14 protein-coding genes and 2 pseudogenes are annotated in these 22,696 nt (G+C 57.9%); 8 read left to right on the forward strand and 8 right to left on the reverse strand.

The annotated features are described in order from the left end of the window. Nucleotides 1–266: 266 nt before the first annotated feature. Together LAQ58_RS16775 and LAQ58_RS16780 are read left to right on the forward strand one after the other, a co-directional pair. On the forward strand, nucleotides 267–1,142 hold the full coding sequence (locus LAQ58_RS16775) for a ParA family protein (RefSeq protein WP_224450414.1): 876 nt from the start codon (nucleotides 267–269) through the stop codon (nucleotides 1,140–1,142). After that, complete coding sequence (locus tag LAQ58_RS16780; protein ID WP_224450415.1) at nucleotides 1,139–1,549, forward strand: DUF7970 domain-containing protein; 411 nt, start codon at nucleotides 1,139–1,141, stop codon at nucleotides 1,547–1,549. Before LAQ58_RS16775 ends, LAQ58_RS16780 begins: the two co-directional genes overlap by 4 nt. A 48-nt stretch (nucleotides 1,550–1,597) precedes the next feature. On the opposite strand, the pseudogene LAQ58_RS16785 reads toward LAQ58_RS16780, so the two are convergent. Next, nucleotides 1,598–2,522, reverse strand: a pseudogene (locus tag LAQ58_RS16785) (transposase); the annotation flags it as partial. Between the two features lie 639 nt (nucleotides 2,523–3,161). Between LAQ58_RS16785 and LAQ58_RS16790 the strand changes: the two are divergent. Continuing rightward, nucleotides 3,162–4,418, forward strand: coding sequence for an orc1/cdc6 family replication initiation protein (locus LAQ58_RS16790; protein WP_224450416.1), 1,257 nt, complete (start codon nucleotides 3,162–3,164; stop codon nucleotides 4,416–4,418). A 468-nt stretch (nucleotides 4,419–4,886) separates the two neighbouring features. Here the strand turns inward: LAQ58_RS16790 and LAQ58_RS16795 are convergent. The 5 genes and pseudogenes from LAQ58_RS16795 to LAQ58_RS16815 form a co-directional block, all read right to left on the reverse strand. Further along, nucleotides 4,887–5,168 (reverse strand): annotated as a pseudogene (locus LAQ58_RS16795) (PadR family transcriptional regulator). A gap of 434 nt (nucleotides 5,169–5,602) precedes the next feature. Then, nucleotides 5,603–6,613, reverse strand: coding sequence for an aromatic ring-hydroxylating oxygenase subunit alpha (locus tag LAQ58_RS16800; RefSeq protein WP_224450417.1), 1,011 nt, complete (start codon nucleotides 6,611–6,613; stop codon nucleotides 5,603–5,605). Nucleotides 6,614–6,842: 229 nt separating this feature from the next. Beyond that, nucleotides 6,843–7,199, reverse strand: coding sequence for a hypothetical protein (locus LAQ58_RS16805; protein WP_224450418.1), 357 nt, complete (start codon nucleotides 7,197–7,199; stop codon nucleotides 6,843–6,845). Nucleotides 7,200–7,301: 102 nt separating this feature from the next. After that, the gene (locus LAQ58_RS16810) at nucleotides 7,302–8,435 is read right to left on the reverse strand and encodes an aromatic ring-hydroxylating oxygenase subunit alpha (protein ID WP_224450419.1); all 1,134 of its coding nucleotides are present in this window, start codon (nucleotides 8,433–8,435) and stop codon (nucleotides 7,302–7,304) included. A 156-nt stretch (nucleotides 8,436–8,591) separates the two neighbouring features. Continuing rightward, entirely contained in the window at nucleotides 8,592–9,689 is a 1,098-nt protein-coding gene (locus tag LAQ58_RS16815; protein WP_484494511.1) for a DUF8073 domain-containing protein, read from the reverse strand. Nucleotides 9,690–10,076: 387 nt separating this feature from the next. Here LAQ58_RS16815 and LAQ58_RS16820 point away from each other — a divergent pair, with 387 nt between their 5' ends. The 4 genes from LAQ58_RS16820 (at nucleotide 10,077) to LAQ58_RS16840 (ending at nucleotide 19,233) form a co-directional block, all read left to right on the forward strand. Beyond that, nucleotides 10,077–12,674, forward strand: coding sequence for a GcvT family protein (locus LAQ58_RS16820; RefSeq protein ID WP_425490744.1), 2,598 nt, complete (start codon nucleotides 10,077–10,079; stop codon nucleotides 12,672–12,674). Between the two features lie 817 nt (nucleotides 12,675–13,491). Continuing rightward, nucleotides 13,492–16,041, forward strand: coding sequence for a GcvT family protein (locus LAQ58_RS16830; protein WP_224450422.1), 2,550 nt, complete (start codon nucleotides 13,492–13,494; stop codon nucleotides 16,039–16,041). 34 nt (nucleotides 16,042–16,075) lie between these two features. After that, nucleotides 16,076–17,332: a threonine ammonia-lyase gene (ilvA, locus tag LAQ58_RS16835; protein ID WP_224450423.1), complete on the forward strand. Its 1,257-nt coding sequence runs from the start codon at nucleotides 16,076–16,078 to the stop codon at nucleotides 17,330–17,332. 266 nt (nucleotides 17,333–17,598) lie between these two features. Then, nucleotides 17,599–19,233: a BCCT family transporter gene (locus LAQ58_RS16840; RefSeq protein ID WP_224450424.1), complete on the forward strand. Its 1,635-nt coding sequence runs from the start codon at nucleotides 17,599–17,601 to the stop codon at nucleotides 19,231–19,233. 191 nt (nucleotides 19,234–19,424) lie between these two features. On the opposite strand, the gene LAQ58_RS16845 is transcribed toward LAQ58_RS16840, so the two are convergent. Beyond that, complete coding sequence (locus tag LAQ58_RS16845; RefSeq protein ID WP_224450425.1) at nucleotides 19,425–20,675, reverse strand: serine hydroxymethyltransferase; 1,251 nt, start codon at nucleotides 20,673–20,675, stop codon at nucleotides 19,425–19,427. Between the two features lie 137 nt (nucleotides 20,676–20,812). Here LAQ58_RS16845 and LAQ58_RS16850 point away from each other — a divergent pair, with 137 nt between their 5' ends. Beyond that, nucleotides 20,813–21,190 (forward strand): Rid family detoxifying hydrolase, encoded by a 378-nt coding sequence (locus tag LAQ58_RS16850; protein WP_224450426.1) that lies wholly within the window; start codon nucleotides 20,813–20,815, stop codon nucleotides 21,188–21,190. A gap of 203 nt (nucleotides 21,191–21,393) precedes the next feature. On the opposite strand, the gene LAQ58_RS16855 is transcribed toward LAQ58_RS16850, so the two are convergent. Beyond that, on the reverse strand, nucleotides 21,394–22,371 hold the full coding sequence (locus tag LAQ58_RS16855) for a formyltetrahydrofolate deformylase (protein ID WP_224450427.1): 978 nt from the start codon (nucleotides 22,369–22,371) through the stop codon (nucleotides 21,394–21,396). Between the last annotated feature and the right edge of the window lie 325 nt (nucleotides 22,372–22,696).

Consider the following 22,696-nt stretch of genomic DNA (forward strand, 5'->3'; position numbering starts at 1 on the left):
GTTCATCAATTACCTTCACTGCAAATGTTCAGTACCTAAATTCGGTGTTTTCAGGGCTTAGAACACGTCTATCTTGAGATCAAGGTTCGTGTCGATCCAGTAGTCGTACAGCTACAAAGGGCCCCAACCAAGTCATCCAGCGATTGCGGCCGCTACTGATGTTCATTGGGAGTATTCATTAGGTGTGTTCACTACATTCATCAATGAGGTTCACTCATTGGTGCGTCTGACGTACATTCAAGAGGGATGCCACGCATGTCGGGTACATGTTAGCGTACTCGACGTACAGCGAGGCTGGCGGGGTGGGTAAAACCACGACCGCAGCGAATTTGGCAGTCGCGCACGCGCGCGCGGGACTCAAACCCCTTGTCGTTCCGCTCGACCCCCAAGACGGCGACCTCTCTCGGCTATTCGGCGTCGACGACGAGCGAACCGACCCCGTCGACAATCTCGTTCGGCACATGATTCGCCGGCCGAAAGGGGAGTTCGAGGATCTGATTCGGACGGTCGAAGGCGTCGATATCGTCCCCGAACACAACATGCTCTCGGACCTCTCGGAGTACCTCCAGCGCGAGAAAGACCAGGCAGAAGCGATGGGCGAAGCCTTCGGCGTGCACGCGCAGCTCCTTCGCGTCCTTCGGGAGGCAAACGTTCCGGACGAGTACGACGTTCTCATCTGCGACCCGCCCGCAACCGAAGGACCGCACCTCTACAACGCGATCCACGCCACCCGGTCGCTCGTCATCCCCGTCGAACCGAGTGCGAAAGGTCGAGCAGCAGTGGAAGGACTGGAAGCACTCGTGGCAGGGTTCGAAGAGCAGTTAGAGATCGACGTCGGGGTGCTCGCGGCCATCCCCGTCGGGTTCAAAAACACCCGAGACCAGCGGACGATCCTCGAAGAGATCAACTACGCCATTCCGGAGATCATCGGTGAGCGCGCATCGCTGATGGAAGGGTGCTGGATGCAGCAGTGCTCGGCGTTCACGTACGTCCGTGAACACCGCGACCGCCACCGCGACTACGAACTGGAGACCCTCGCACAGTTCGACCGGATCGCACGACATCTGGAAGCGGAAGTGGGTCTCGAAGCACCAAACCCCCCGGAGCCGGGTGACCTGAACCACGAGGTGCCGATTCCATGACGGGGATGAAAGAGGGTGCCGGTGAAGACCCCTTTGCGGAGGATACTGAGACAGGAGAATCCGATGATAAAGCGTTTAATGCGATATCAGATTCCGATGCGGGGGTAGAATCGGACGAGAACGCAGAATCGTCGACACGAGAACGATCGACACACCAGCAGGCGATACAGATTCCGTACAAATTCCGCCGCGACGGCGTACAGGACGGAAGAACCCGGGTGCCGCTGTTCCTCCAACCTGAAACGAAGAACGCCGAGCGCGACGCGCTCCGCGAGATGGAAGAACGATTCAACGACGGCGTGTCGTTGACCGACCTCCGGGAGGCGCTGATGAAAGTCGGACTCGAGCATCTGGACGAAGCCGAAGACCACCTCGAGGAGTGGGGCTACGGGATGACGTTCGAATGACATCCTTCTCGCCGTGAACGGCGAGGTTTCCTCATGCTGGGGTATCGCTTACCGGCCCACGGAGGCAACTTGCGGGTTTGTATGTTCCTCGTTGGGTCGGTGAGAGCGTGGTGACTCCGACCAGTTGTGGTCATCCCACTTGAGGCAAACAGGCTGTGCCATCGACCGTGTTACCGTTGTCTGCCGCCGAAGGAACGTCTCAGACGCGGTGAGGTCTGCGTGTCCCTCGAATCCACACGGACACGTCAGCGTATCTCTGTGCCGCGTTGTATTCTCTGTTGAACCGCAGTTCGGACACTCCTGACTTGTCCACGCTTCAGACCGAACTTCCACCGACATACCGTACTCTTCAGCGGTACACGCCAGTCAATTCACGAACGCTCGGAACGCCCAGAAATTGTGCGTCTTCTCGTTCGCCTCCACCGACCAGTGCGTTGAGAGTACGTCCGTGAGTGCCCCGACGTACACCGTCGAAACACCCTCATCGTACAGACGCTCGATGAGGTCACGGGCAAGTGCCTCTTGGGCGTGGTCGCACCGTTTGGTTCGTCGGTCGTGCAAGCGTCGGATGCGGTGGCTACTGTATCGACCCTCCTCTAAAGATAACAGCGAGAGTTCCACGGGTCACCTGACCCGTGGTCGTTTACGAGCGATTGGAGACGGGCGATTTCTCGCGTTGAGTCTCGGAATCGCTCGAACAGGTCGCGTCCTTCGTACAGGAATTGCTTATCAGTCCTGGCCGTGCAGGCGACGAGATTGTTCGCACCGATGTCCAGCGCGGCTTCTTCTGAAGCCAGTGGGTGTGCCAGTCGAGAATCATCAACGGTAACTGGCTGAAAGGTCCCGAACGTTTGTGCTTGCTCGTCGTAGTACAGTTCCAACCGACCCTGTTTGTCGTACACTTTCCAGTTGGGCTCGCCCCGGACTTCGAGGCGGAGCGTTCGCGGTATCCCAGTCCGTACTCGTCTTTCAGGAGGCGATCGCTAGCTTTAGAATTCAGAATCAAGAACCTTCGTTCACCCTCCACCACTCTACCAATTCCGGAGTAATTACTCGAATAACCTCCTATACCCCGCAAATTCACGAGATAACGTTGCTACGGAAATAGTGGTCTACCGGAGGGCGCATCTCACAATGTGTGAGAGTCTCTATCAATCTATTAAACGTTATGATTTGTGGTCGGACCACACCACCAGTTCCGAAGCTTTCGAGGAACAGATGGAGATCGGACACCCTCACTCCACTGTTTCCGAAGCTATCTCCTCCGAAGGAAGGAAACCCTCGGAAGTTCAGGCACGTTTTGCCGTGGCTTCGACGGGCAAATTCGAAGACGAATTGTGCGCGTTATTATTCTCAGATTAATTATAAACCATTAGAAAACACTACGGGTATGGTTTCTTACTCATTCATTTATAACTTCCCATTATATATAACCCGTTCAGCGAGGGGTGGCTCCCTGAATACGATAGCTTCGGAAATAGTGGAGTGAGAGGGTGTTATAAACGACCGGGGCTTCGGAAGTGGTGGTGGGGGGTGGGTATTAATATTTGGAAGCTCCGGACGCTCCGGAAACGGTGGTTTTATTCCTCGATAACCTATGTGGCCATCTATCATGGGAATGTTCGAGCGGGACCGTCTCGTCTTCGCCAACGCCGAACCGTTGGACGACTCATACGAACCGGAGGATATCCGCGAGCGAGATAAAGAGCTTGCAAAGTATCAGCGCGCACTTCAACCGATAATCGACAACCGTCCGACCTCGAATATCTTTCTCTACGGAAAAACGGGGACGGGAAAGACCGTTGCGACCAAGTTCATGCTCTCACACCTCGAACGTGACGCCGAGAAGTACGACGACATCGATCTCTCGACGGTCTGGGTCGGCTGCGAGAATCTCTCCTCGTCGTATCAGGTCGCAGTCGCCCTCGTGAACGAACTCCGGCTGGAAAAGGGCAAAGAGCGGATCAGCACCACGGGCTATTCTCAACAACGTATCTTCGATATTCTCTACGCCGAACTCGACACCTTCGGTGATACGGTCGTTATCGTCCTCGACGAGATCGACAACATCGGCGATTCCGACGACATCCTCTACGGACTGCCCCGCGCTCGCTCGAACGGGTATGTCGAAAACGTCCAACCCGTCATCGTCGGCATCAGCAACGACTTCCAGTTTCGAGATAGTCTCTCGCCGAAGGTGAAAGATACGCTTGCGGAGAAGGAAATCCTCTTTCCACCGTACGATGCGAACCAACTCCGCTCGATTCTCGAACCCCGCGCCAAAAAGGCGTTTCACGAAGGGGTACTCGAGGACGATGTCGTTCCACTCTGTGCGGCGCTCTCTGCACAAGATACAGGATCTGCTCGTCAAGCGATTCGGCTCCTTCGAGAAGCGGGCGAGCTCGCGCAGGCAGAACACGTCGATGCCGTGACCGATGAGCACGTTCGCGGTGCCCAAGACGAAATCGAGAAAAATCAGCTCTACGAAGGGATGCAGGAGCTGACGACGCAGGGGCACGTCGTCTTGTGTGCGCTCGCGTACCACGAAGCACGTGACGAGGTTCCGGTGCGCTCTCGCGATCTTTACGATCGGTACGTGACCATCTGTAACCAACTCGATGCCGACAGTGTCAGCGGCCGACGGGTTCGAGACCACCTCTCCGATTTGAATATGTTGGGGTTGATTAACGTCTACGAGCGAAACGAGGGCCTCTCTGCCGGTCGGTACCACGAGTACGAACTCAACCTTCCGCTGGATGCAGTGCTCAACGTCTTGCTCTCGGTATCTCGGTTCGAAGAAATCGCCAACTCGATTCAGTCAAACGCGAGCCAAAACAATTTACTTCAATCTGATATCTCCGATTACTGAATTTCGACCGCGTCTCTTTTTGGACCGTCCAAGCAGCCAGATTCCCTGTGTGAAGCTTCGGAAATAGTGGCGTCTCCGCTTGTTTCGCCGAATGAGAAAATCCGAAAATAGCGTGCGATTGAGAATACACTCGATAATAGCTTCGGAAATGGTGGAGTGAGGGCGCCCTATTACCACGGAAGCTACGGAAATCGTGGTGTTTCTTTCATCGCAGAACTGTTCTCTCTGTCTTAGAAAAATCAAACCCCCCCGTAAACGTCACAGACACCTTTCAGTACTATGATTAATCTCGCCGGATTTCAGCGGAACCTGCTGACTGTTGTGGCGGGTGAGCTAGCAGGCTCTTCAGGGCGTGACGCTCAGCGGGAGCTTCCGTTCTACCCATCGAGGGCAGTAGACAAACAGTCGGTATCCACGTTCACCCTCCTACTCTTCCGGTACACGCCTACGGTTAATTGACCACTTCACCTACGCTGTTAGTGCGACGTACTGGTCTTCCCATTCGCGGCGCTCCCGCATCGACTCTCTGCCTTTCTCGGTGATTGTGTAGTAATTCGTCCGACGGTCGATCGGTCCCTTCTCGACGTACTCTTTGTTTACGAGAGTGTCGAGATTCGGGTACAACTGGCCGTGGTTGATCTCCCCGTCGACGTACTGTTCGAGTTCTTCCTTGACGTCCTAACCTGACGGTTGACTGAAACCCGAAATCACGTACAGGAGGTCGCGTTGAAACCCGCTTAAGTCGTGCACATGCCATTCCGAACGACTCTGTATATAATCATTCTCAACATCATAATTTCTGTCATCTTCGTGCGTAGTGGTTCGAGATGGTAAATTATCTCTTCGTCGCCCGAAACGACACAATACGCGGTTGTTGAACGATTTCGGCGAGCGAGCGCACGTCTTTCAATCCTCCCCCGAGAAACGCATCGTATCGAATGTTGAACCGTCCCCTGAGGTTTGTGGCCTCGCCAAAATACTTATATTCTTGACAGATGATTCTACTCACGAGCTTTTGCTATAATACCTAGATACGAACGGATGTCACCGCACAGACGCGATCCCAGGAAAGTAAAGGAGATGTGTTCTCTGACGTAGGGCGGCACTCGACTTGGATTCGCCACGCTCCCTTCCTTCCTCAACGTCGCGTTTGGTTTGTGCGAACTTGGTCGAACGACAGTCAGCTACGAGTTGTATGCGTCTTGAGCGAGGCGGTGGAACTTGTGGACGGTGTGTTCGTTAGGGCCAAGCTGTGCTTGCGCGAGCGCGCCCGTCTTCAGTCCATCCCACTGCCGTTCGACCAGTTCGAAGTCCTCTTCTTGGAGTTGACGACTCGTCCGGATGAACTCACGTTCCTCCTCGGAGAGGTCACTGTCGCGGAAGTAGTAGTCTGCGATGAGTTGGAAGCGGTCGGTATCGACAGGGTCGATGATGTACGTACCGTAGCCGTCGGCGGTGCCGTACATGTTCACCGTGAAATTCGGCCAGAGGTAGTGGAACTGCGCCTCGTGTTCATCGTGGATACGCATCTCGTCTTCGACATCCTCCTCGTGGGTGTAGTGGAGCACCCAATGGTAGTCGTTGACTTCGAGTTCCGACTCATCCAACGAGATGCCCTTGATCCAGTCTTGGTGGTTCGCCTGGCAGTGGTCGCATTCAGAGTAGTTGCTTGCGAACACCTTCCAATTACACTCAACCTCCGAGACGATACGACAGGCGTGTTCGTACTCGCCAAGCGGAAGCGCCTCCAATCGGTCTTTCATCACGCCCGCCTGCTCGGACAACGGCATCGGGTCGTCGGCCAGATTCACGAAGACGAGCGGTCCGATACTGTCCACGTGGACGCTCTCTAGGTCAGTGAATTCGTCCGGGTCAATGTATCCCGGATCTGACATCGGTGTCTCGTCGACGATTGGTGCGCCATCGCGAGCCGAGAAGTTCTTGACGCTGCGGATGTCTCCGTCGGCGGTCCGAACCAGAATGAGAGTCTGGTTGCCGACGGTCCGGGTGAAGAACTGCCACGGTTCAGAGATACTGTTTGCGTGACCTGCGTAAATCCAGTACTGGCCGAACACTTTCTCTTTCTCCATCTCGAAGAACTCCGGCTCGGTGAAGTACTTTGCAGGCAGTGCGTTCGATCGATCGGTGATGTCGGGGCTCACTGGCTTCGCTTGAGCGCGTTCCCACTGCGTCATACAGTAGCATAGTTACGGCGTATCGTAAAAAGAATTAGCCAGTGATATAGAAGACTATTATAAGGGTTTATCACCCAGATTGGAGTGTCGTTGGGATGAGCCTGCGGCCGAGACACTGTCAGGCTAGCAAGCACACGCTCACGAATCCGAGACGATACTCTGTCGCTGCTGAAGAAGGATAAGCCGAGGATGGCGACTGACGCACTACGACGTCAAACGCACCCACGGTTCAGAATGCACCAAGGTAATTATCCCGTGGTTCGTAGAGACCGCCGGTCATCCGGACTTCGTGAATCTTGTCCAACGTTTCGCCGATCGTGAGACCGTGTTCGTTCATCACGGCCGCGACGACGCCGATGGGGACGCCGTTTTCGTACTGCTCTTCGAGTTGGCGAACGACACCCTTGATATCAGTGCTGGTTACCTCCTCGAAATTTAGCTCTGTACGTTCCAGTTTCACGTCGTGACCGGTGACGCGGTAGTGTCGTCGGTGGAACGCGACGATTTCGTTCGGCTCGTCCGTCTGCAGGTCGACGTCGCATTCGGGACAGACCGCGACGTACGACGCCTGTTCTTGCGTACTCATGATTCGGTTTCTGTGTCTTGGTGAGGGTTTGTCAGTTCTTCGGGAGTCTCCGCCCCACGATCGACCAACCGCAGATCGGAGGCGTTGCATCACCCGAGGACATTACGAGTTGTAGGCATCCTGAGCGAGGCGGTGGAACTTGTGGACGGTGTGTTCGTTAGGACCAAGTTGCGCCTGCGCGAGCGCACCCGTCTTCAGCCCATCCCACTGCCGTTCGACCAGTTCGAAATCCTCTTCTTGGAGTTGGCGACTCGTCCGGATGAACTCACGCTCTTCCTCGGAGAGGTCGCTGTCGCGGAAGTAGTAGTCTGCGATAAGCTGGAAGCGGTCAGTATCAATAGGGTCGATGATGTACGTGCCGTAGCCGTCGGCAGTGCCGTACATATTCACTGTAAAGTTCGGCCAGAGGTAGTGAAATTGTGCTTCGTGTTCATCGTGGATACGCATCTCGTCTTCGACGTCTTCCTCGTGAGTGTAGTGGAGTACCCAATGGTAGTCGTTGACCTCGAGCTCTGATTCGTCCAGCGAGATGCCTTTAATCCAGTCTTGGTGGTTCGCCTGGCAGTGGTCGCACTCCGAGTAGTTGCTTGCAAACACCTTCCAGTTACACTCGACCTCCGAGACGATGCGACAGGCGTGTTCGTATTCGCCGAGGGGGAGCGCCTCTAATCGGTCTTTCATCACACCTGCCTGGTCGGACAACGGCATCGGATCGTCGGCCAGATTCACGAAGACGAGCGGTCCGATGCTGTCTACGTGGACGTCGTTCAATCCGTTCTCCTTGCAATCGAACTCCTGTACGTCTTCATCGTCAAGGTCTGGATTGAGGCTCGCCTCCTCGAAGCTCTTAGGGGTACTCTGGAGATTGCCCTCCAGGTCGTAGGTCCAAAGGTGGTACGGACACCGGATTCGATTCGCCTCCTCAGGTTCGGTCATCGGCGTATCTTCCACCATCTTCGACCCTCGGTGAGCGCAGACGTTGTCGAATGCTTTGATCTCACCGTCGTGGCCTCGGACGACGATCAGTTGGCGGTTGCCGACATTTCTAGTGAAGAACTGTCCTGGCTCGGAGATACTATTTGCGTGACCTGCGTAAATCCAGTACTGGCTGAACACCTTCTCTTTCTCCATCTCGAAGATTTCAGGTTCGATGAAGTATTTCGCAGGTAGTGCGTTCGATTTCTCCGTGATGTCGGAACTCACTTCCTGAGTTTGTGAGTCGTTCCACTGTGTCATACGATACCATCAATACAACCGTCCCTCAAAGCCGTTCACCAGTGATATTCCACATAAATATATACACCCCGCTGTTTGTATCAACCAAGGAGAATTCTCGTGCGTCGCCCGAGGGGGGTGATTCTCAATCGAGAACAAACCGACCGGGGTTGACCATCAATGGATCGGGGCGACGCTTCCTCGGACTCGATTGGCAATTTCGTCGCGGCTGGGGGGATGTTCAGGATCCTCTGTTCCGTAGACTCGCTTCACGACAAGGTCGATGAGGTTCAATTTCTCCAGAAGCTCGCGGGTTTGCCGCTGGTCAAGTCCCAGTTGTCGTTGGACGTCGTAGAGTGTCATCGACGACTGGACCGCATCTATTAATTCCTCGAGTTCAACGTCATTCGGCAATCCAATTCCGTCGGCGATGAGTGGCTTTTGAGGTTCACCTTCGTCTGTCTCGTCGGTTCCTATCGGCTCAACTGAGGGTTCTCTCTCGACAGTCGGTGCTTCAACGTACTGATGGTCACCTTTCCGTGTGGGCGTCTTGTTGCTCTCGGTCGATGATTGGTCGTCTTCGGACCGACTCTCGGTTTCGTCGCTGGTGTCGTACGTGGTCGGCTGATGGACGCCGGCGTCTATCATGTACCGACGGACAGTTTCGGACGCGACGTCCATTTCGAGGGCGTCCGCCATCGCAGTGAATGTGTCGAACGAGTCGTACAGACACTGTAAGTACTCGGTGTCCTCGTAGGGAGGAACGTCTTCGTTCCGCGTGTCCGCGAGTATCCGTTCGATATCGGTCGCTGGAGCAGTCTCCGATTCGGTGTCTGGTCGCGAACTCGTCATGTTCAAGTTGTCACCGCCGACCCTGCTCTCGTCTTCGGACGATGAACTCGGGGATGTTTCGACGATAAAGTCGAGAGTAAATCCAACGAGTACAGTACCGTTCGCCGTCACGTCAGCCCCTGTTCGGTTCACCGACACGTTTTCCGGCGTGTGTTCCTCCAGCGCCGGAACTACCGCCGGCGAAAACTCGACCTGAACGCCGCCGTCATCTCGAAGCGTCGCCGCCTCCGGTGCGGTATCGACGTTCCTCCGATTGGTCGAAGAGTCGCTCACTGGCAACTCGACATCTACCTCGACAGATGCAGCCGCCCCCTCGTTTCGGGAGTCTCTGACTTCCGCGTCAACGCGGTGGACCGACCCCCCTGCCGCCTCGTACCGTTCGATGATTTGCGAGAGGTTATCAATCGTGTCACTTACTCCCATATCACTACCCGTCCAGCAGACGGCATAAGAATACGTGAGGAATAGTTCACCTATTCATAAGGAAGCTACTATGCCCCCGATTTGGACGGGAACTATCGTACTCCAGTAAATTTGACCCCAAAGGTATTCGTAGCTAGTTGTCACGAGAGTACCTCTTCGGGGGAGACCAGCAGGCGTACGGAACGGATAGATCGTCACCTCCGAGGGTCGACCGACGGAACGGTGCGTTGCATCGCCGAGGAAGGACTCCGTTCCGCGTTCGAATAACAACGATATCATTGTTATTTCCCTCGAAACTCGACTCATCAACACGTTGAATCGTTGTTGGCGATTTCTCGCTGAACGATAACTATATCCGTCCGTCTTGGGGATATGGCAGTGTCAGATATGAACACGCACGACAGCTTGCCGACCGAAGCGGATACTGTTGTTGTCGGTGCTGGTATCGTTGGGTGTAGTACGGCGTATCACCTCACCGAGCTGGGTCGCGACAACGTGGTCGTCGTTGACCAGGGTCCGCTCCCGACGACCGGCGGATCGTCCAGCCACGCCCCCGGTATCATGTTTCAGACGGCCGAGGAGAAGGTCCTTACCAAGTTCGCGATGTACAGTCGTGAACTCTACTCACAGTTCGAAGATGAGGACGGGAAACCGCTCTACAACCAAGTCGGCGGAATCGAAGTCGCACGTTCGGACGAACGGATGGACTTCCTGCAGCGCCGCGTGGAGTGGGGAAAATCGTGGGGACTACCGAACCCTCAGCTCCTCTCGCCCGAAGAGGTGGAGGAGAAGCTTCCGCTCGTCGACAGCGACGTGATAAAAGGGGGGTACTACTCACCCACCGACGGACAGGTCTCGGGAGTGAAGGCGTGTGCGGCGCTCGCAGAGGCGGCGATGGAACAAGGAGCGACGTTCATTCCTCATACGAGGACCAAGAATGTGTCCGTCGAGGACGGCGAGGTACGCTCGGTCGTCACCGAGAACGGCGAGATCGAGTGCAACGAGATCGTCATCGCGACGAATATCTGGGCGCGTCAGCTCGGAGAGAAACTGGGTGTTCACCTGCCGGTGACGCCGGTGGAACACCAGTACACGATCACCGAGCCGCTCGAAGAGCTCGCGGAGAGTCGAGAGGATGTCAGCAACCATCCGGTGTACGAGAATTACCGAGACGTTTCCGGAGAGAAAGCCGATAGACTTCTCGTCGGTCCCGACCGACCCATCCTCCGCGATCAGGACAACGCGATGTACTTCCGGACGCACGGGGACGCCTACGGACTCGGATCGTACAACCACGAGCCCATCGTCCCCGACCCGCAGGAACTCGGCGGCAACGAGGAAGACGGCGAGCAGGGTTCGATTCACGAGTTCTCCGAGTATCACATGAACAACGCGACTCACCCTGACCGCCCGGATAAAGCTCCCCGGAAGGCGAGTGACGAACTGCTGCCCGCGACAGAGGGGAAGATACTCGAACACAGGTACAACGGCATGTTCGCGGAGTCGCCGAACGGCCTTCCCGTGATGGGGCCGGTACAGGAGTACGACGGGCTCTGGTCTGCGGCCGCGATCTGGGTAACTCACGCCGGCGGTGCAGGGAAAGCGCTCGCCGAGTGGATGGAGAACGGCGTGCCGAGCCTTCCCGAAGGGCCAATCGACCTGCGCCACTGCGACGTCAACCGATTTCAGCCCCACGAGGGGAGCTGGGACTTCGCTCGCGACATCGGTGGCGAGGAGTACCGTATCGTCTACAATATCGTCCATCCGAAGTGGACCTGGACCGATCACCAACGTGACATCCGCCGGAGCTCGGTCTACCACAAGCTCCAGGAACTCGACGCCGAACTCTGGGCGGAGGCGGGCTGGGAGGAGGCTCACTGGTTCGACTCCAACGCCGACCTGCTAGCGCGGTATGGCGACCAGGTTCCTGATCGGGACGGCTGGGAGGCGAAGTATTGGTCGCCCATCGAGGGCGCAGAGGCCCTGCATGTGCGTAATGCGGTCGGGCTCCACGACATGACCTCCTTCAACAAGATGGAGATCAGCGGGACAGGAGCCGGTGAGTTCGTCCAGTACCTCTGTACGAACGATATGGACATCGACATCGGACAGGTCCGATACACGCTCATGTGTAATGAGGAGGGCGGCGTGCGTGCGGACATCACCGTCACGCGCGTCGACGACGACCGGTATCTAGTGCTCACAACCGGGCGCGAGGTCGGACAGAATCACCTCGCGTGGATTCGCCAGCACGCACCTGACGGCGTCGTCGTCCGCGATGTGACATCAACGCTCTCGTCGTTCGTCCTCACAGGTCCGAACGCCCGAAAGGTGCTTCGGAAGATTACCCGTGCAGACCTAACGAACGACGCGTTCCCCTACTTCTCGTCGCAGCAGCTGTTCGTCGAAAACGTTCCGGTCACCGCACTGCGCGTCTCCTACGCCGGTGAACTCGGCTGGGAACTGTACACCCCCACCGAGTACGGCGAACAGCTCTGGGAGATTCTCTGGGAGGCTGGACAGGAGTACGACCTCAGGCCGTATGGGAACGGTGCTCTCGATTCGCTTCGTATCGAAAAGGGGTTCCGTCTATGGGGTGAGGACCTCCACACCGAGCATAACCCGTACGAAGCCGGACTCGGCTTTGCCGTCGATTTAGAGACCGAGTTCATCGGCAAGGATGTCGTCGCCGAGGCTGCAGACGGCAACCGAATCCGCCACAAAGTTGCCTGTCTTACGCTCGACGACGAGGAGGCCGTTATCTTCTCCGACCGTCCCGTTCTCGACGAAGATGAGACGCTGGGCTACGTCCACAGCGCAGAGTACGGCTACACCGTCGGCGCTTGTATCGCCTATGCGTATCTCCCCCCGGAGTACGCCGAACCGGGAACCGAGGTAGAAATCCTCCACGAGGGCGAGCGTTACAGCGCGACGGTTCGCGAGGAGCCGCTCTTCGACCCTGAACGCGAACGCGTACGCTCGTAACCTACCAAACCTCGTTTTACTCTCAAGTCCGCGAACCGTGTTCTCGCTTGTTGTCATAGCGAATTGTCGGATCGGGCTTAGGCCGAGGGTCCATTATCGAAGTTGGACGGCCTTGTTTAGACGCGGAACAAAAGTCTACTGTTTCGCAGTCTACCAATGCTGTCATCTTGATTGATCTGAAGGTGAGTATGTCCAATTTGCGCAGTGATGGCTGGCCGAATAGCGGTCGAAGCCAATTGCATAGATAGCCTGCACGTCTCCGGTATCGTGAAGATTAGCGGAAAGTCGCAGGAGAGTTCGCCAGACCGCCATCTTGAGCTGCTGCTTCCGTGAGTATACGGTCGTGAAGTCCGGCAGCTCGCTCGGTTTAAGATTCATTTTCTTGACAATCTCGCGCATCTCGTGAAGAACATCGAGGAGCTGTCGATATGGAAGGTCAAGGTATTCGCGGAGACCGTAAATCACAACGATTACCCAGTCAGCGTAGCCGCCGTCACTCTTCTTGACCGCTGGTGAAGAATCGCCAGAGACAGCGCGTTTCGCCAATGTTTCGAGGCGATCTGTAAAGCGCAAGAGACGAGAGGGCACACTACTCGGGTCTGACTCAGAGGTCAGTTAGTTCGCCGGAGTGAGTGGTTCTCTACAACGTCTAAACAAGCCCCTCAGATATCATATCGCCTCCTCTCAGAAACGTTCGACATCCTATCACGTTGTGGATTCGACGTCGTCTATCTCGTGTCGACAGACGTTCACTCCGCGCTTTGACTTAAATGACCGGTGGACTTATGCGACAGACTGTGTCACTGGTATGTGTCATATGAGCACAGAGACTCTCCCGTCGCGAGCCGACACGGTGATCGTCGGCGCCGGGGCCGTCGGGTGTAGCGTTGCATATCACCTGACCGAACTCGGCGCCGACGACGTAATCGTCGTTGACCAAGGACCGCTCCCGGTCACAGGTGGTTCGTCGACGCACGCGCCGGGAATCATGTTTCAGACGTCTCCCTCGAAGATTCAGACCAAGACCGCTCACTACACGAGCCGACTGCTTAACGACGCGGGCGTCTACACGGAGGTCGGCGGCATCGAACTCGCGCGGTCGGAAGCCCGGATGGACTTCCTCCAGCGACGCGTCGAGTGGGCGACGTCGTACGGTTTGCCGGAGCCGCAGCTCCTCGAATCAGCGGAAGTCGCCGATAGGCTCCCCTTGGTCAATGAAGACGAGATTCTGGGTGGCTACTACTCACCGACCGACGGACAGGTCGCGGGTACCGACGCACTCCAGTGGTATATCGAATCCTCGTCGGCTCGGTTTTTCGGCCATACGGAACTGACGGACATTGAGATCGATGGTGGCGAAATTCAGGCCATTGTCACCGACCGGGGTCGCATCGAGTGTGAGCGGTGCGTCCTCGCGACGAACAACTGGGCGTACCAGACCGGTCAGATGGCCGGTCTCGACTTACCGATAACGCCCGTCGAGCACCAGTACGTCGTCACCGAACCACTCGACGAACTCCGAGATGGGAGAGCCGTCGGCTCCGCCACCGACGGTCTGGAGGTGCCCGGTGACCGCCGCCTCACCGAGTTCATGGCTCAGCCCCCAGACCGCCCGGTCGGGCGCGACCAAGACAACTCGCTGTACTTCCGCACCCACGGTGACGGCTACGGACTCGGGTCGTACAACCACGAACCGCTGGTTGTCGACCCAGAGGAGATGGGGAAGAACGACGAGGAGAGTCAGGCGTCGGTTCACAGCTTCACGGAGAAACACTGGACGGAGCCGACGCATCCGAACCGAGAGAAGTCGGCCCAGCAAGCGTTCGACGAACTCCTCCCGGCGACCCAGGGCAAGGCGTTCCGCGTGACGGAGAACGGCATCTTCGTCTACACGCCGGATGGAATGCCGGTGCTCGGCGAGACGTCCGCGGTCGACGGTCTCTGGACCGGTCTGGCCATCTGGTGGACTCACTCCGGGGGGTACGGCCGGATTCTCGCAGAGTGGATGGAGAACGGCGTCCCGCGACTCCCCTCGGGACCGGTCGACACGAGCGGGATTCATGTCAATCGGTTCGAACCGCACGCAGGGAGTAAGGACTACTTCACGGACCGCGGCGGCCTGCGGTACCAGCAGGTGTACAGCATCGTCGAACCGCGGTGGCAACCCGACGACCACCGCGGCCTACGGGTGAGTCCGTTCTACCACCACCAGCAGGAACTCGGAGCCGAGTTCTTCCAAAGCGGCGGTTGGGAGGTGCCGCAGTGGTACGAACACAACACGGACCTCCTCTCGAAGTATAGCGAACAGATTCCGGAACAGGAGGGGTGGCAGGCCATCAACCGCTCGCCGATAACGGGCGCCGAGCACCTCCACACCCGAGATAACGTCTCAATGTTCGATATGACCACGTTCAGCTCGATACGGGTTACGGGCGCGAATGCCGGCGAGTTCCTCCAACAGTACTGTACCAACGACATGGAACTCGACGTCGGCCAGGTGCGGTACACGACGATGCTGAACCACGGCGGGACGATTCTCGCCGACCTCACCGTCGCCCGTCTCGACGAGAACGAGTACATGGTGACCACCGGTGGTGGTAACTCTCCGGGGATACACGGGTCATGGCTCGAAAAACACGCTCCCGAGACTGTCTCCGTGACTGTCGAAGAGTCTGCGAAGTGTACCGTCGGCCTCTGGGGTCCGAACTCGCGGCTCCTGCTCCAGCGCGTCACCAACGCGGACGTCTCCAACGCCGGGTTCCCGTACTTCAGCTGCAAGCGAATCTACGTCGGAGATGTACCGATTATTGCGCTTCGGGTCTCGTACGTCGGCGAACTCGGCTGGGAACTGTGGGCACCGTCGGAGTACGGCCAGAAGCTCTGGCGCACGCTCTGGGAGGCCGGCCGTGACCTCGACATCAGGCCCATGGGCGCGGGCGCGCTCGAATCGATGCGCTTAGAAAAGGGGTTCCGACTCTGGGGGACGGACATCGACACGGACGTCGACCCCCTCACCGCTGGACTCCCGTTCGCGGTCGACTTTGACACGGAGTTCGTCGGCAAAGAGGCACTCGTCGATATCAGGGAAAGTGGCGTCGACAACCGCATCGTTCCCCTGACACTCGACGAATCGACGGACATCCTCTCGAGCGGCCGCCCAGTCCACGTAAACGATGAGGTCGGCGGATACGTGCAGGCCGCCGACTACGGCTACAGTGTCGGAGAGTCGATAGCGTATACCTACCTACCGAGCGAACACGCTGATCCTGGGACCGCAGTCCGGATAACGTGCGAGGGCGAGACATACGATGCGACCGTTCGTGACGAACCGCTCTTCGATTCCAGCCGCGAGAAAATTATCCGATGAACAGCGCCGACGAGTGAACACCCCATCTAAACTCATGAGCGAATCACGGGAAGACGAGCCGTTGATACGGTACACAGACGTTGAACAGGCAGCCGAACAGTTGACCGACGAGACGGTGGTCAAACGGACGCCAGTCGAGCGAAGCACGTCGCTCGGGGAACTGGTCGACGCGGAGGTGTATCTCAAGATGGAGCATCTCCAGTGGACGGGCTCGTTCAAGACGCGGGGCGCCTATAACAAGATCAGCCGTGCCGTTGACGCTGGGGCGGACGAGTTCGTCGCCGCCAGTGCGGGAAACCACGCTCAAGGGGTGGCACTGGCGGCGACGCGGTGTGGTGCGAATTCGACTATCGTCATGCCGAAACACGCACCGCAGGCAAAGATCGACGCGACACGGGGGTACGGAGCGACGGTCGAACTCGTCGGACAAAACTTTCAGGAGGCGATGGAGTATGCCCAGTCGTACGCCGCCGAGCAGGATGTCGAATTCGTCCATGCGTACGATGACCCGCACATCGTCGCCGGACAGGGAACACTCGGAATCGAGATGTACGAAGATTGTCCCGACGTGGACACGGTCATCGTCCCCATCGGCGGTGGCGGACTAATAAGCGGCATCGCCACCGCACTCAGCCACCTCTCTCCGGAGATACGGGTGGTCGGCGTGCAGGCTGAGGGTGCGGCGACCGTCCACGAGAGCCTTAACAAGGGACTTCCAGTTACACTTGACGAGGTGGACACGATCGCCGACGGTATCGCGACCGGCGGCATCTCAGAACTGACGCTGAACCTCATCGAGCGACACGTCGACGAGGTTGTCACCGTCACCGACTCCCAGATAGCCAACGCCATCCTGTTGCTGCTCGAACGGGCGAAGCAGGTCGTCGAAGGCGCGGCCGCGGCGTCGGTCGCGGCGCTCCTGAGCGAAGACCTCAACGTTCACGGCGAGACAGTCATGCCGCTACTCTGTGGTGGGAACCTCGATATGACAATGCTACAGACAATCTTGATTCACGCGCTCACGGAGCGAGGACAGATTCTCCGCCTGCGTGTGAAGATCAATGATATGCCGGGAAAGATGAACGCGATCTCCGGTATCATCGCTGAGCACGGCGCAAACATCCAAACCGTCAGACACGACCGCGCCGTCGAGGAACTTGAAGTCGGCGAAGCGTATCTCGTCTTCCAGATAGAGACGAGCGGGGCCGAACACGTAGCCTCGATAATTCAGGCACTCGAGTCGGAGGGCTATAGTGTCGAGGACGTCAACCAAAACAAGACAAATAGTTGATAACAGAGGTCGTTCGCGGTCGACCCCGACGGAGGCGGGCGATTTCTGCGCCAACGTCCGGTGAAACAGTTCCTGCATTAGTTATGTTTATATGCGAGAACAGAGACTGACCATGAGAGACAGTGACTACCGATGTCCAGGCGAACTAACGAGCAGACAGAGACGCGGTGCATTGCTCAAGCAAGAGAGAGAGCACGTCGAACAGGCCCGTCAGGCGGCGGTTACACTCCGTTCGCCGCCGAAGGCCCCAACGGGAGTGAGTAAGTATGGCTAACTCGGAATCAAACGGTCCGATCGGCCGGTTCACTGAGGAACTCGACCTAGTGGTGTTCACGGTCGGATTCGTCGTGTCAGCGGCCGCGGTAATCGCGTTCGTCTTCAGACCAGAGGCGATGTCGGGGTACATGACCAACGTGAACAACTTCCTGTGGACGGACGTCGGCTGGTGGTACTTGATCGCCATGTTCTTCCTGGTCGCCTTCGTCACGTTTCTCATATTTTCCCCGTGGGGGAATATCAAACTCGGAGCGAAGGAAGACGAGCCCGAATTCTCCTTCCTCGCGTACTTCGCGATGCTGTACTCGGCCGGCATTGCCGCTGGAATCGTCTTCTGGGGGCCGGCAGAAGCGATTTTCCACTACGACTCCGTCTCGCCGTTCGTCGGCGCGGAAGCACAATCGGCAGAGGCGGCCGTCGGCGCTATTCAGTACACGTTCTTCCATTGGGGACTTTCGGCGTGGACGGCGTACGTGGTGATGGCGCTGCCCATCGCATATTTCGCCTATCGGCACGACGCGCCGTTACGCATCTCGACGGTCATCGCACCGTGGATTGGAATCGAGAATCTCGACAGACCGATAGCGAAACTCATCGATATCCTCGCCGTCTTCGCGACTATCGGTGGTGTTGCGACGACACTTGGTCTCGTCGGCCGTCAGTTCTTGGTCGGTGTTGAGTGGATGTCCGGCATAAGCGTCGGCGATACTGGGACCATCCTCGTGATTACCGGACTGACCGTCGCGTTCACACTCTCGGTCGCGCTCGGCGTCGAGAAGGGGATTCGGCGAATCTCGTACTTCAACATGGTACTGTTCGCTATCGTGACCGTGGCGACGTTCGTTCTCGGACCGACGACGTACATCGTCTCCATCGGGACTGAGGCGCTCGGTGCCTACATCAATGATTTCATCACAATGAGCTTCTACACCGGCGCCACGGAGAGCATCGGTGGCGGTGTCGGCGCGTGGGTCGGCGGCTGGACCATCTTCTACTGGGCGTGGTGGTTCTCTTGGACGCCGTTCGTCGGCTTATTTATCGCGCGTATTTCACGCGGGCGAACGGTCAGACAGGTCGCCGTCACGGGCGTCATCGCCTCGACTGGCGTCACGATTCCGTGGTTCGCCACCATGGGCGGTACTGCCATCTTGCTCCAAGAGACCGGCCGAGCCGACATCCTCGCTGTCGTCGGCGAACTCGGAGAGGCCGGATCGGGCTACCCACTCTTCGAAGCGTTGCCGCTCGGCGGCCTCCTGACCGTCCTCTTCCTCGTTCTCGTGACGACATTCCTCATCACCTCCGCCGACTCTTCGACGCTCGCGCTGGGGATGCTCACTACTGGCGGCACCGAGAGACCGTCGACTATCAATCGCGTCGTCTGGGGATTCCTTATCGGCTCTCTTGCGTCGCTGCTGATGGTGACCGGCGGCGTCGACGCTCTGCAGCAGGCTGCCATCATCACCGGGGGACCGTTTTCGATTATCACTGTTCTCGCGGTCGCGGCGATGATTGTCTCCTTCGGCGATCACAGGCCGCTATTCCTCCGCGAGGAGGATGGGGTCTCGTTGCCGTCGCTCAGAAGCGAATCGTCTGAACCGGAGACGGCCGACCCCTCCGACGACTGAACCGCGATTCGCCCGCTCCCTCGCCTCCCCCTTCGGACGCCGTGCGACTAGTATCCGTTCTTTCCGGACCGTCCTCGGAGTCAGCTTTGACCGCATCTCAGTCGGTCTACACTGCCGTGCTTCGAAAATAGAGCATACTCTCCAGAAGTCCGTTTAAAATCGATTCGGACATCGTGTTCGAGGAATCCCTCTCACTCGTATATCGGGAACTCCTCGCAGAGCTCGTCGACAGTGCTTGTGACGCGGTCGCGGACGCGGTCGTCGTCGGGGGAGTCGAGTACGTCAACGATGAGGTCGGCGACGGTTTCCATCTCCGTGCCACCGAATCCGCGGGTCGTGAGCGCGGGTGTGCCGACGCGGATACCGCTCGTTACCATCGGCGACCGCGTCTCCCCGGGCACGGTGTTCTTGTTGACGATAATACCGACGTCGTTCAACGCCGATTCGGCCGCTTTCCCCGTCAGTTCGGGGTGCGAGTCACGGAGGTCGACGAGCATGAGATGTTTGTCGGTGCCACCGCTGACTAGCGAGAGCCCACCCGCTTCGAATCGTGACGCGAGTCGCTTCGCATTCGAGACAACCTGCTCGGCGTATGCCTCGAACTCGGCCGTCTGCGCCTCCGCGAATCCGGCTGCCTTACCGGCGATATTGTGCATCAGCGGTCCTCCCTGCGCGCCGGGGAAGATGGCCGAGTCAACGTCGTCTGCGAATTTCTCATCACAGATGATGAGTCCGCCCCGGCCTGCGCGAATCGTCTTGTGCGTACTTCCGGTAACGAACTCCGCGTGTTCGACCGGTGATGCGTGGATACCGGCCGCGATGAGTCCGGTGACGTGGGCGATGTCGGCGAGATGGTAGGCGTCGACCTCGTGGGCAATCTCCCCGATGCGCTCGAAGTCGAACTCGCGGGGGTATGCCGACGAGCCGCTGACGATGATGTCGGGGTCGACGTCGAGTGCCTGCGCCGCCAGTTCGTCATAGTCGATGTATCCCGTCTCAGGGTCGACCTCGTACTGTTCGACGTCGTAGAGCTGCCCTGAGAAGTTAACTGTGTGTCCGTGCGAGAGGTGTCCGCCGTGCGAGAGTGCCAGCGAGAGGATGGTGTCGCCGGGTTCTAGGGCGGCGAAGTAGACGCCCATGTTAGCCTGGGTTCCGCTATGCGGCTGAACGTTGACGTGCTCCGCGTCGAAAAGTTCCGTTGCACGGTCGATGGCGAGTTGCTCGACAGTGTCGACGTGCTGGCATCCTCCGTAGTAGCGGTTTCCGGGGTAGCCCTCGGCATACTTGTTCGTCAGAACGCTTCCCTGCGCCTCGAGGACGGCTTTCGAGACGTGATTCTCCGAAGCAATCATTCCGAGCGTCGACTCCTGCCGGTCACGTTCACGAGTGACGGCCTCGGACACGCTCGGAGCTATCTGGCTGAGTGACTGTTCGAACGCCATAATCAACCTCGAACGGATGTGTGTAAGTATCTTGCGAGAGCTGTGGGATGAACACAACCTGTAACGAGAGAGGAAGGCTGTGGACCGAGCGCGCTAAGAACAGGGATTTATGACGACTGAGAGGTTACTCTCACTCGATGCGAACTATTAGCACCGACGACGCGCCGACAGCCGTCGGAGCGTACAGTCAGGCGACGACAAACGGCGAAATCCTCTTCACCGCAGGACAGCTCCCGATGACGGTTGATGGGGAACTTCTAGACGACGCCACCGTCGGCGAGCAGACGAGGCAGTGTCTGAAGAACGTTGAGGCGATTCTCGAAGCCGAGGGACTGTCGATAGACGACGTGCTCAAGACAACCGTCTTCCTTGACGATATCGACGACTTCGATGCGTTCAACGAGGCCTATAGCGAGTTCTTCGGCGGCGAACCGCCCGCTCGTAGTGCCGTCGAAGTCGCAAACGTTCCGAAGGGTGCAGCAGTCGAGATCGAAGCGGTCTCGGTCGCTGACTGACGCGGTTTTGCTGCGGTCGCCTGTGGCCGGCAATCGGCCCCGGATGACGTTTATACGGCCCGGATTCGAGTCGTGTCGACATAGCAACAAGAGGGAACGGGCTGTATTTCACAGCGATATCACTGTTATTCGCGGGGAGACAGATGCGGCGGAGGGTGCTCGTAGAAGTCTTCGATCGGGACCGTCGACCAGCGGGAACGCCGTCAGTCGTCCGCTACGGCCGTCGTCTCACCGTCACTGACGGCGCTCTCCTCGTGTCTGTCCCTCGGAGCGTCAGGGTTCGCATGGTCCAGCTCCTCGGGAGCGCCGAGCTGTACGTCGACACGGTCGGGCTCTTCGACTTCCGTTCGGCCCTGCTGAACCGTGAGTTGGTCATCGAGGTGGAGCTGTACCGCCTCGATTAGCGCCTCGGCCTCGAGTGGCTGTCCGCGAGTCTTGAGCTCTGCCTCCGTCGCGTCAGCGGGGACGTTGAACGCTCGTTGAGTGATAATCGGCCCTTGGTCGAGGTCCGTCGTCACGTAGTGGGCAGTAACGCCGGCGACGCGGACACCTTCCTCCTTCGCCTGCCGGTAGGCGGCCGCACCGGGGAAGGAGGGGAGCAGACTCGGGTGAACGTTGATGATGCGCTGTTCGTACCGGAAGACGACTTCGGGCGAGAGAATCCGGATGTAGCGGGCCAGCGCAATGAGGTCGACGTCATACTCGGCGAGGTAGTCGAGTAACTCCTCCTCGTTTGGCGCACCATTCTCGTCACCGATGTCGTGGAACGGGACGTCGTATTCGGCCGCCAGCGGCTCCAGCGCGTCGTGGTTCCCGATGACAACTTCGATGTCGGCTCCGAGTTCGCCGTCGTGCCACCGTTCGAGAAGCGCTTCGAGACAGTGGCTCTCTTTCGTAACGAGGACGGCGATAGATTGGTTCTCGCAGTTAGACGGGAATCGGACCTGCACGTCGACGTCGAACTCGTCACCCAGTTCGTGCAGTTTCTCTCGGAACGTCTCCCGGCCAACTATCATCTCAGAGATATCGACGTTCATCGTCATCCGGAAGGTCCCATCTCGAACCGCCTGGTCGAGGTCGGTGATGTTGACGCCGTGGTCGAACAGGAGTGCGGTGATATCGGCGATGAGTCCCGAATCGTCGTCGCCGACGACCGTTATCTCGGTCGACTCGCGGGTCATCGTCCCCACCGCGTCATTTCGTTTGCGGAACCGTTCGTCGCCTGTCGTCGGGCGGCAGTTCGACACACGCGTTCCTGCCGCTGCCGCCGCAGTGGCGGCTCACTCTCTTGAGGTAGCATCCAATCGATACGTTCCAGACCACCGGTAATGAACGTTGGTTCTCGTAGTACCAGGCAGATACGATGTGTTTCCACACCACGTCGTATATTTCATCTGTTACTATGAAAAGTGATCTGCCGACCTTGCCAGACGCCGTCTCCGATGCCGTTGAGATATCCAAGTGCCCTCGGCGACAATTTGATGTCACCACCGAGAGGGACAGATG

It is taken from the genome of Haloprofundus salilacus (assembly GCF_020150815.1).
Lineage (GTDB): Archaea > Halobacteriota > Halobacteria > Halobacteriales > Haloferacaceae > Haloprofundus > Haloprofundus salilacus.